This is a genomic window from Cytobacillus firmus NBRC 15306 (assembly GCF_001591465.1).
Taxonomy (GTDB): Bacteria; Bacillota; Bacilli; order Bacillales; family Cytobacillaceae; genus Cytobacillus; species Cytobacillus firmus.
In genome coordinates this window covers 1-10,840 of the sequence record NZ_BCUY01000103.1, presented here as the reverse complement: position 1 = coordinate 10,840, position 10,840 = coordinate 1, and the positions used below count along the sequence as shown (strand labels likewise).

10 protein-coding genes are annotated in these 10,840 nt (G+C 40.4%); 3 read left to right on the top strand and 7 right to left on the bottom strand.

Annotated features, from left to right (window positions below):
- The 3 genes from BFI01S_RS19260 to BFI01S_RS19250 form a co-directional block, all read right to left on the bottom strand.
- Window positions 1–720, bottom strand: a 720-nt coding sequence (locus BFI01S_RS19260; protein ID WP_061794046.1) for an SDR family oxidoreductase, incomplete at its 3' end; no start/stop codon positions are given.
- 38 nt (window positions 721–758) lie between these two features.
- Window positions 759–2,504 (bottom strand): phospho-sugar mutase, encoded by a 1,746-nt coding sequence (locus BFI01S_RS19255; protein WP_061794045.1) that lies wholly within the window; start codon window positions 2,502–2,504, stop codon window positions 759–761.
- 185 nt (window positions 2,505–2,689) lie between these two features.
- Window positions 2,690–4,192, bottom strand: coding sequence for a carbon-nitrogen hydrolase family protein (locus tag BFI01S_RS19250; protein WP_061794047.1), 1,503 nt, complete (start codon window positions 4,190–4,192; stop codon window positions 2,690–2,692).
- Between the two features lie 486 nt (window positions 4,193–4,678).
- Between BFI01S_RS19250 and BFI01S_RS19245 the strand changes: the two genes are divergently transcribed.
- Window positions 4,679–5,119: a disulfide oxidoreductase gene (locus tag BFI01S_RS19245; RefSeq protein WP_061794044.1), complete on the top strand. Its 441-nt coding sequence runs from the start codon at window positions 4,679–4,681 to the stop codon at window positions 5,117–5,119.
- On the top strand, window positions 5,119–5,589 hold the full coding sequence (locus BFI01S_RS19240) for a thioredoxin family protein (RefSeq protein ID WP_061794043.1): 471 nt from the start codon (window positions 5,119–5,121) through the stop codon (window positions 5,587–5,589). The genes BFI01S_RS19245 and BFI01S_RS19240 overlap by 1 nt, the downstream gene beginning before the upstream one ends.
- A gap of 32 nt (window positions 5,590–5,621) precedes the next feature.
- Here BFI01S_RS19240 and BFI01S_RS19235 read toward each other — a convergent pair whose 3' ends face one another.
- Window positions 5,622–6,020, bottom strand: a complete 399-nt coding sequence (locus tag BFI01S_RS19235) for a YhcU family protein (RefSeq protein WP_061794042.1) — start codon at window positions 6,018–6,020, stop codon at window positions 5,622–5,624.
- A gap of 342 nt (window positions 6,021–6,362) precedes the next feature.
- Between BFI01S_RS19235 and BFI01S_RS19230 the strand changes: the two genes are divergently transcribed.
- Window positions 6,363–7,283 carry an RluA family pseudouridine synthase gene (locus BFI01S_RS19230; protein WP_061794041.1) on the top strand — a complete coding sequence of 307 codons (921 nt, stop codon included), beginning with the start codon at window positions 6,363–6,365 and terminating at the stop codon, window positions 7,281–7,283.
- A gap of 103 nt (window positions 7,284–7,386) precedes the next feature.
- Here BFI01S_RS19230 and BFI01S_RS19225 read toward each other — a convergent pair whose 3' ends face one another.
- The 3 genes from BFI01S_RS19225 to BFI01S_RS19215 form a co-directional block, all read right to left on the bottom strand.
- Window positions 7,387–7,647 carry a GlsB/YeaQ/YmgE family stress response membrane protein gene (locus BFI01S_RS19225; RefSeq protein WP_035326710.1) on the bottom strand — a complete coding sequence of 87 codons (261 nt, stop codon included), beginning with the start codon at window positions 7,645–7,647 and terminating at the stop codon, window positions 7,387–7,389.
- Window positions 7,648–7,858: 211 nt separating this feature from the next.
- Complete coding sequence (locus tag BFI01S_RS19220) at window positions 7,859–8,686, bottom strand: aldo/keto reductase (RefSeq protein WP_061794040.1); 828 nt, start codon at window positions 8,684–8,686, stop codon at window positions 7,859–7,861.
- A gap of 267 nt (window positions 8,687–8,953) precedes the next feature.
- Window positions 8,954–10,747, bottom strand: coding sequence for a HelD family protein (locus BFI01S_RS19215; protein WP_235831233.1), 1,794 nt, complete (start codon window positions 10,745–10,747; stop codon window positions 8,954–8,956).
- Window positions 10,748–10,840 lie beyond the last annotated feature (93 nt).

Below are 10,840 nucleotides of genomic sequence, written 5' to 3'. Positions count from 1 at the left end.
TGCTATTGGATAGTTCTGAACAAATGGATGAAGAACGATTTCGTCGATCATCATGTGTTTCGGCGCTGATGCCATGTAAACAACAGCATTTGCGATATCTTCGACCTTCAGCCAATCTTTTTTCTCTTCAAGTCCCTGCTTGGATTCTGCAAAAAACGTATCAACCATTCCAGGATTTATGGTTCCGACTCGGATGCCGTATTCTCTGACTTCCTGAGCTAAAGATCCCGAAAAGCCTTGAACTGCATATTTTGTTGCCGTATAGGCTGAGCCATTTGGGATAGTATACCTGGCTACATCTGAAGAAATGGTAATGATTGTACCGGATTTTCGCTCTTTCATGTGGGGCAGTACTGCCCTGCTTCCGAGAAAAACTCCCTGCACATTGACTTCAAAGACCTTTTTCCACTCGTCCAGTGTTGTTTCATCAACCTGCTTGAAAAAGCCCATACCTGCATTATTCACAAGAAGATCAAGCTGTTTGTATGTTTGAAGAGTTTTTTCAACTGCAGCCTTTACTTGAGCTTCATCTGAAATATCCGCCTGAATAGGCAGTACATCTGTAAATCCCATTTTATTGAGGTCTTCTGCAGATTGATTTATTTCCTCTGAACTTCCAATCAGGGTTAGCTTCATACCCTGCTGAGCCAGCTTAACAGCGATTTCCTTGCCGATCCCTCTGGATGCACCTGTTACAATTGCCGTTTGTCCCTTTAACATCGAATCTTCCTTTCTGTTGACACTTCTGGGTGTGAAATTTATTTTGATACTGAAATACCCATTCTTTCTTCCACGATGCCCATAAATGCTTTTTGAACGGATTCCAGTTTCTCCTTGCTGCCTGCTAATGAAGAGTCATTGATTCCAAAGTAAAATTTAATTTTCGGTTCTGTACCTGATGGCCTTAGGCAGATCCAGTTACCTTCTTCGAAGAAATACTTAATAACATTGGACTTTGGCAGGCCGATATTCTCCTCTTTTCCATCTGCTTCCGTTCTGATTCCTGTTAAGTAATCTTCTACAGCCTGAACTTTCATGCCTTCAAGTTCCTTTATCGGATTAGCACGGAAAGATGCCAGTGTCTGCTGGATTTTTTCAGCTCCTTCAATTCCTTTGAGAGTCATTGAATTTAATCCTTCAAGGAAATAGCCAAACTCATCAAATAAGCTGAGCAATGCTTCATATAGGGACATGCCTTTCTTTTTATAATAAGCAGCCATTTCTGTCGCAAGAAGCGCTGCCTGGATAGCGTCCTTGTCCCTTGCAAAGTCGCCGATAAGATATCCATAGCTTTCCTCATATCCGAACAGGAAGCTGTATTCACCCGACTCTTCATATTCTTTGATTTTTTCTGCAATGAATTTGAAGCCAGTTAAAACATCAATGGTTTCTACTCCAAAAGAAGAGGCAACCCTGCGGCCAAATTCAGATGTAACGATCGTTTTTAACATGATACCATTGTCAGGCAGCGTATTCTTTTCCTTTTTCTGAGAAAGTATGTAGTGAAGCAGCAGCGCACCTGTCTGATTTCCTGACAAAAGAACATATTCACCTTCTTTGTTCCTGGCAGCAATGCCAAGACGATCGGCGTCCGGGTCTGTAGCAATTAACAGATCTGCATTGGTTTCTCTTCCATCTCTCATTGCCAGCTCAAAAGCATCTTTTTCCTCTGGATTAGGACTCTTTACTGTTGAGAACTCAGGATCCGGGAGCTCCTGTTCCTTTACCACATGCACATTTACATAGCCCAGCGCTGCCAATGCCTCTCTGACAGGCTTGTTGGCCGTACCATGAAGAGGCGTAAATACTACACGCACATCCGCTTCATTTGCGGCACCGGGATTTTCGGAAATGGTAAGGAGCTGCTTCTGATAGGCCTGATCAACTGTTTTGCCAATCATGGTAATGAGCCCCTTTTCCTTTAACACTTCTTCATCCATTACTTCTATCAGCAACTCGTTTTCTAATTCATTTACTTTGCTTATAACAATGTCAGCTTCGGCTGGAGTCAGCTGAGCACCATCCGATCCATACACCTTATAACCATTGTATTCCGGAGGGTTATGGCTGGCTGTAATGACTATACCTGCATACGCATGCAGGTACCGGACTGCAAATGAAAGTTCAGGGGTTGGACGAAGTTCGTCAAATACATATGTCTGTATGCCTCTGCTGGCAAGTGTTTTAGCTGCTTCCATCGCAAATTCCGGAGACATGCGGCGTGAATCATAGGCAATTGCCACCCCTCTGTTTTTAGCCTCCAACCCTTTTTCCTCTATGTATGCCGCTAATCCTGCAGATGCCTTCCGGACAGTATAGATATTCATGCGGTTTGTTCCCGGGCCAATTTCCCCGCGCATACCGCCTGTTCCGAACTCCAGTCCCTTATAAAATGCTTCTTCAAGGAGCTTTTCATTTCCCTGCAGACGTTTCAGCTGTTCTAATAATTCACTGTCCAAATTCTCATGGTTTATCCATCGTTCTGCCGCTGTTTTCCATTCCATCATATGACCTCCTAAAAAAAGCTTCTGCATATCCTTTTCGAGTTCCAGGGAGATATTCCTTTTAAAAATATCCGAGTTATTTTGACAAAATCCACCCTGACATATGTATGCGCTGCCAAAGGCTTTGCTTTACCCATTAAAAGCGTTGAGCGCCAATTGAAAGGCGCTCAAGCTGCAACTATATATTACTTCTTATATTTAATGCTGTAAATATCATGCCTGCGGTCTTTTAGCTGGCGCACCGTGCCATCCTGCCTCTGGCGGCGGAGGATTTCCAGATCAACATCACCTATCAGGACCATTTCAATATTTGGATTTGTCTCCCCCACAATGCCATCCCTTGCAAACTCAAAATCGGATGGTGCAAAAATGGCCGATTGTGCATACTGAATATCCATATTCTCTGTTTGCGGAAGATTGCCGACCGTACCTGAAATAACCGTGTATATCTGATTTTCAACAGCGCGCGCCTGAGCACAATAGCGCACTCGTAAATATCCCTGGCGATCTTCGGTACAGAAAGGGGTAAATATAATTTTTGCACCTTTATCTGTCGCAATTCTCGCCAGCTCAGGGAATTCGATGTCATAGCAGATTTGAATGGCTATTTTTCCGCAATCCGTATTAAATACCTTTACTTCGTCCCCGCGGCTGATACCCCACCATTTGCGCTCATTTGGCGTAATATGGAGCTTATACTGCTTTTCAATCGTACCATCCCGGCGGAAAAGGTAAGCGATATTGTAAATCTCATCATCATCTTCTTTAACAAAATGAGAGCCGCCAATTATATTGATATTATACCTGACTGCCAAATCCGTAAATAACTCGATGTATTGCTCAGTGTATTCTGTCAGCTTTCTGACCGCAAGACTTGGTGAACGTTCCTCCAAAAAGGACATCAGCTGGGTAGTAAATAACTCGGGAAAAACGGCAAAGTCGGACCCTGAATCTGAAGCAACATCTGTAAAATATTCCACCTGATGCGCAAATTCATCGAAAGATTTTATCTGCCGCATTAAATATTGAACCACGCATATACGGACCGGGTAGCTTGTTTTATAAAACCGTTTGCTCATTGGCCTGTAGTCGACATTATTCCATTCCATCAGGGTTGCATATTTATTTGACTGCACATCATCGGGCAAATAGTTCGGATTAATCCTCATCAGGGTAAATCCATTCAGGAGCTGAAAGGATAAGACCGGGTCATAGATTTTATGGAGCGAAACTTCGTTTACATACTCTCTTGGATTCATTTCATTCGAGAATTTATGATAGTTTGGAATACGCCCGCCTATGATGATGCTTTTTAAATTTAAAGACCTGACAAGCTCTTTCCTTTCTTCATACAGGCGATGGCCGATTTTCATCCTGCGGTAATCAGGATGAACCATTACTTCTATTCCATAGAGATTATAGCCTTCGGGATTATGGTTCGTTATGTATCCTTTGTCTGTCACATCATCCCAGGAATGACGGTCATCATACTCATCAAAATTTATAATAAGGCTTGAGCAGGAACCAATGATTTCCCCGTCATATTCTGCAACAAACTGGCCTTCAGGGAAAATTTCCAGATGGCTTTCAAGCTGTTCCTTCTTCCAGGGAACCATGCCGGGAAAACATAGCTCCTGAAGGGCAATGATATGATCTATATCTGAATGCCGGGTATTTCTGATAATCATTTTCTTTTCAAATTTCTTTAAATCAAGCTTTGTCAATGGTGGTGCACTCCTTTTCTTAGAAAAGCGGAAGCGCCTTGCCCACCCCCGAAACCTCGAGGGGGTAGGCACTGGAGCTAGACAGTTTTCAAAGTTAAGATTTTATACTTGCTTTCTCTCGTATTAATTATCCTGGGAGCTGTTGCGAAAGATCAGCTTCTCCAGTGATATACAGGTTTCTTTTCCCTTTTTTACTGCATTCATAACACCATCAGAATTTTTCTTAGCATATTTCCCTCTTGTTCTTATCTTGCTTCTTTTCCTTCATATATATTTCTATATTGATGATTGAATATCTTCTTTTAAATTTCTTAATCCTCCCTGTTCCTTGCCTGAAGCCATTTTAATATTACAAATGCCCTATTTCGGTATGTCCTTTGAACATGTTGATTTACAAGGGATGTCCAATAGCTTTATAATTTTAGAGTACATATTTATAAGGAGATTATTATGGAGAAAACACAAACAGACCGGCGGGAGAATTTGCTGTTTATTGCCTGGGCAGCTTCGATTCTTGCTATGTTCGGCAGCCTTTATTTTTCGGAAATCAGGCAATATGAACCTTGCGAGCTTTGCTGGTATCAGAGGATTGTCATGTACCCCTTTGCTGTCGTCCTAGGCTTGGCTGTGGTTAAGAAGGATTATCGCATCAGCTTATATACAATGGTGTTATCTGCTGTTGGAGCAGGCATTTCCATTTACCACTACTCCATTCAGAAGATTTCATTTATGGCTGATCATGCAGCAGCATGCGGGAGGGTTCCCTGTACGGGGCAGTACATTAATTGGCTGGGATTTGTTACAATCCCATTTTTAGCATTAACAGCTTTTATAATTATTTTTATTTGCAGTTATCTTGTCTGGAAGAAAACGAAGGAGGCAGCAGAATAATGAAAAAGGTCATTATATTTCTTGCTATTATCGTTGCATTATTTGCAGCAGTTGGAATCTTAACTAAAATGCAAAATGAAGAAAAAGTGTCAGAGAAAAATCCATATGGAAAGGATTCACTTCATCCTGAAACAGTCAAACAGCTTGAAGACCCAAATTATCAAAACCTGATCCTTCCCGAAGAATTGGAGAAAAAGTTAAATAACAATGAAGATGTAACCGTTTATTTTTATAGCCCGACATGCCCTCATTGCCAAAAGACAACTCCTGTGGTGGCTCCGCTTACAGAAGATATAGGTATTGATCTGGTGCAATTCAACCTGCTTGAATTTGAAGACGGCTGGGACAATTACGGAATTAAGGAAACTCCAACAATCGTTCAATACAAAGACGGCAAAGAGGTTAACAGGATTACCGGTTCTCAGGAAAAAGAAGTTTTTGAACAATGGTTTAATGAGAATTCAAAATAACCCAAAAACGCCTGCAGCAGCAGGCGTTTTTTTCATACAAGCATTTCATTTGCGGCTTTAGCATAAACACTGAATAAATCAGTCCGGGGCATTCTCTCTCCGCAAAAATGACTGTAATCAAACGGAAATGATAAACCGAATTCTTGAAGTATTTGAACATTTTTAAAAAATATCGTTTCATATTTACCGCTGATTGGGCGTGATTCCAGAATAGCAATAAGCGTCTGCAGCCCTGCTATAACCTGGTATGCTTCCTTTAATGTTCCGAAGTATTCAAAGTGTCTGGTAGAAGTATGTAAAATCTTCTGCTGTTCAAATTCTCTTATATCATCGTCTGTGAAATAAAGAGGAAACACATTTGAATAGAATTTCCCTATTAATTCTTGAATTTTTTGTTCCTGATCAGGAGTTGATGCAAATACAACCTTCACTGATAACCCACCTTTGTAATCCTTGTAATCAGTTCGTAATATATACATTTAGAATATCATATTCCGAAAGCCCTTTAGGGTGGTAATTATACCCATGGAGAAGGGATTTGTTGGCATTTATTCCTCCTCCTGAAATAGATGGCACAGGCCTAATGCCAATTAATTAGTTCTAAAGCTCTATAATAACCCCATTTCCAGCAAAATAAAAGGTGATTTTAAATATTACAATAATTTTTGGAGAGTACTATTCCTTTTATCAGCTGTCTTTAAAGGCTAAAATATTATTGTCATTAATTTATATGTATTAAAGCAATGATTATTCAATCAGATAAGGAGTAATTTATGGTAAAAATACAAAGGTTTGGTGAATGGTGTGAAATAGAGGTGCCTGTTCACTGGGAAGGCTATTCAATCGAATATATTGTCCGGACATTATGGGGAGCACCAAAAAAACAAACACACAATATGAGAATGAAAAAACAGGTTCTATCCAATGATGAATCTGCTAATTGGACAAAACCTGTGCATGCAGGAGATAAATTAAAATTTCAGTTTTTCCAGGATGAAGCCCCAGGCGTTATCCCCTCATTTTATGAGATTGATGTTCTTTTTGAAGATGACCATATGCTTGTTTTGAATAAACCGGCCGGCATGGACACGCATCCTAACTCACCGGATCAATCGAATACCCTCGCAAACGCTGCAGCTTTTCATATGCAAATGCAGGGGGAATATAGGGGCATAAAACATATACATCGCCTGGATCGTGACACAACCGGTGCCATTTTGTTTGCGAAGCATGCATTAGCAGGTGCAATTCTGGATAAAGAGCTGGATGAAAGAAGAATTAAACGCACATATTTGGCTTTAGTCCATGGCAGAATTTTAAAGAGCAAAGGAACCATCAGGGAACCAATCGGGCGGGACAGGCATCATCCAACCAGAAGAAGAGTATCCCCCGGCGGCCAGCCTGCTTCAACGAACTATGAACTAATTGAGTACTTTTCTAAACAAAGTCTTTCACTTATTCAATGCCGTTTGGATACAGGCAGAACACACCAGATACGTGTTCATTTAAGTCATATCGGACATCCTCTTGCAGGGGATACTTTATATGGCGGGAAACCTGCTTTTTCACGGCAGGCACTGCACGCCGTAAGGCTTGAGATTCCACACCCATTCTTAGAGGAAACTATAGTCTGTCATGCGCCTTTTTTGGATAACCCTGAGATTTTCAAGGGAATTGACCCGTATCGTTTTTAATTTAGAGCTGCCCTTACTGAGGCAGCTTTTATTTTTCTTCTAAGAAGCAGAATACTTAATGCAAAAAAAGAAGCCCCAAACGGGACTTCTTTTACTAATTCAATTAGTCATGAGATTTACGCATAGCCTTCATGATGAAGCCTACGATGAATACAAGCACGATAGCACCAATTAAAGCAGGAATAATAGCAAAGTCAGCTACGACTGGACCCCAATCACCAAGAATTAATGAACCTAACCATGCACCAATGAAACCAGCGATGATGTTACCAATAATTCCGCCTGGAATATCTCGTCCCAAGATCATACCTGCTAACCAACCAATGATACCACCTATAATTAATGCCCATAAAAAGCTTAACATTGAAAATCACTCCTCGTTTTAATTTGGTTTAGCTTTTGTTCAGATAAAGAATTTCATTCAGCAGCTGCGCAGCTTTTGGTGATCTTATCTGCTTGTATAATTAAATTACCCAGGATTCATTATCTAAAACCAAAAATTTAAAAACTATTCTTCTGGAAAAATTTTATAAAATAAAAAAAACACCCGTTAGGATGTTTTTTGAAATAGAATTTTAAAAATCAAAATTGTCCGGATCTGCTCCAAAGCGTTGGTTACTATTTAATTCATTCATTTGTCTCATTTCATCTTCAGTTAATTCAAAATCAAATATATCTGCATTTTCCCTTAGCCTATCTTTTTTCACTGATTTAGGAATGACCATTATGCCGTTTTGGAGATGCCATCTAAGAATAATCTGGGCTGCTGATTTACCGCGCCTTTTGGCAATTTCTTTTATGTCACTGTCCTCGAGCACTCTTCCCCTGGCAATTGGTGACCAGGCCTGTACTTTTATATTGTGTTCACCGCAAAATGCCCTCAATTCTTTCTGAGAAAGAAGAGGATGCAGCTCAACCTGATTGACTGCAGGCTTTTCAGAAGAATTTTCCAGAATGTCCTTTAAATGATGAATTTGAAAATTGCTTACCCCTATGGCTCTTGCCTTTCCATCCTTATAAAGCTTTTCAAGCGCCCTCCAGGTTTCGAGGTATTTCTCCTTAACCGGCCAATGGATAAGGTATAAATCTATGTAATCCAATTCCATCTTTTTCAAACTATTATTAAAGGCATTAAGGGTCTGGTCATATCCCTGGTCCGTATTCCATACTTTTGTCGTAATGAACAGCTCTTCTCTGGGCACTCCGCTTTCTTTTATTGCCTTTCCAACACCCTCTTCATTTTCATAAAAAGCCGCAGTATCAATCAGCCTGTATCCTATGTTAATGGCATCTTTTACTGTGTTTTCAATCTGCAATCCCTTGTCGACTTTATATACTCCGAGCCCGAATTGAGGCATTTCAACTCCATTATTTAAGGTTAAAGTGCCGCTGATATCCTTCATAAGATTGAATCATCCCTTTCCATGTTTTAATTCATTTTATCATTTCCAGGAAAAGGAGACCTACTGTTTACACTTCAAAACAAAAGCGATTGCCTTAGAGAAGCAATCGCCCATCTATATAAACGGCAGATGCCGGAATTATATTTCCGCATTCTTTGCCATTTTTTCTCATGTAAAAATATTTTCCCGGTGAAAAATTGTCCTAAACAAGGGACAGGATCATTTTCTCAAAAAGAATAAGCAGCTGACAAATCAGCTGCTGAAGTTTTATATTACTATGAAATTGCCTTGTTCCAATCCATAAAAATATAATCGGTGTAGTGGCCGTGTCATGGCGACATATAGCAATTTAATATCCAGTTCAGAATTTCTGGAAAACTCCTCTTCCATGGACAAAATCATAACGGCATCAAATTCAAGTCCCTTGGCCAAGTAAGATGGCACGATAACAATTTGATCTTTCGGGATGCTTTCCTGCTCCTCAAGCAGTTTAAAAGGAAGCCTGGCATGCTTTTCAAAAAGGCTGTGAATGAGCTGACAGTCTTTCATCGTTTTCCCGATCACCGCAAATGTTTTATAATCTTCTTCTTTCAATGAAACAACCTTTTTCTCAAGCTGTTTTACCAGTTCGATTCCATTCGCTCTTTTGATAAACTCAGGACTTTTCCCGTGGCGTACAACCGGCTCCACTTCGGGGAATGTATAAGGAAGGAGCTTGAGTAATTCATTTGCTTTTTCCATAATTTCCACTGTCGTACGATAGCTTTTCTGAAGCTCTGTATATGTTGCACGGGGGAAAATATAGTCCAGAACCTCCTGCCAGCTTGTAAGCCCCCTGTAGGAATGAATTCCCTGGGCAAGATCCCCCACTAGTGTAAACATATCTGTATCAAGTGACTTTTTTAAAGAGAGAAGCTCCATAAAGCTGTAGTCCTGGGCTTCATCAATGACGATATTTTTCGCCTTCAGCTCTTTAGGAATGCCAAATAAGCTTTCCTGCAGATAAAGCATTAAAGCCAAGTCCTCCCTCTCATACACTTTTTTCCTGAACCATTTCGTGCAGTATTCACAAAGAATTTCTGCACCTTTTTCCTTTAAACTTCCGCCTGACAACCTTGAAAGACGGCCGGCATCTTCAAATAATTCTTTATAATACCGGATCAGACTTTTTTTTGGAAATTGCTTCATGTATTTTGGCACAGCTGTTCTAAAGCTTTTCTTTAATTCTTCCAGTCTGGCTGCCTTTTTATCAAGCGCATCGGAAACATACTGTCTTCTTTTTTCAGGATCTTTCCCTCTGTAAAGGGCCCTTTCGATTCTCTCGTCATAATACGTTTCGATTTTCTTTATGATATTTTTCTTTTTCTTTGCAAGATCGTTTTGAAGCACAGCCTTAAATTTTTCCAGCCTACGGTAAAGAGGGAGATAATTGTAGTCCTCTAAAAAAAGCTGGAAGAATTTCTTGCGGCCAAAAAGCCTGAACTTATCTACCATAAAATCATCACTGGGGCAGAAGCTATTATATATTTCTCTGAGGTAATTAGTGAGAATGGTTTGAAATACAGGCGAACCTTTAATCGATGATGCCCAGGCTGCAAGTTTTACTTCCTCTCTGCCATGGTCTTCAAGCAGATTCACTAATTTATTGTCTTCCGCCAATTTCAGTTCCTCGCCAAGACATGCCAGCACATATTCCTGGTAGGTTGTCTGGCGGACTCTTTCTACCCCCAGCTCGGGAAGAGCCTCTGAAATATAATCAATGAAAAGCCTGCTAGGCGCCAGTATCATAAGCTGTTCAGGGGCAAAATTTTCTTTGTACTGATAAATAAAATAACTTATTCTGTGCAGGGCAATTGTTGTCTTGCCGCTGCCTGCCGCTCCTTGAACTATGATGGGCTTATTCAGATCAGCACGTATTATTTTGTTCTGTTCTTCCTGTATGGTTGAAATAATTTCAGTGAGGCGGTTGCTTGAGCTTTTGGACAGTGATTCCTGAAGCAATTCGTCTGTGGTCGTGAGGTCAATATCCCGTATTTCATCCAGAATCCCGTCTTCAATCATATATTGCCTTTAATCAAGTGGTGACAGGCACCGCCCGAATTTTGTCGAATTGAGCAGATATATACTTCGGTAATCATTTTAATTTATAATATC